This is a genomic window from Liquorilactobacillus aquaticus DSM 21051 (genome assembly GCF_001436755.1).
Classification (GTDB): domain Bacteria; phylum Bacillota; class Bacilli; order Lactobacillales; family Lactobacillaceae; genus Liquorilactobacillus; species Liquorilactobacillus aquaticus.
This window is the reverse complement of sequence record NZ_AYZD01000030.1, coordinates 1-227: the sequence shown is the minus strand read 5'-3', so window position 1 is coordinate 227 and position 227 is coordinate 1. Positions and strand designations below refer to the sequence as shown.

Here is a 227-nt window from a genome sequence, read left to right as displayed (position 1 = left end):
AGCAAGATTACTGGGATTGAGATGGCACAGGTGGCAACGAAGGTCATCTTAGGAAAATCTTTAGCTGATTTAGGTTATGAATCTGGTTTATATCCTGAAAGCAAATCAATTCATGTCAAAGCTCCAGTCTTCTCATTCAGTAAATTGGAGGATGTTGATAGCTACCTTGGACCAGAGATGAAGTCGACTGGCGAGGTCATGGGGAGTGATCACACCTTCGAAAAAGC

General features: G+C 42.7%; 1 protein-coding gene. It reads left to right on the top strand.

The genetic code is table 11. The annotated features are described in order from the left end of the window. Positions 1-227: hypothetical protein (locus tag FC19_RS09475; protein WP_157061309.1), on the top strand; the 227-nt coding region annotated here is incomplete at both ends.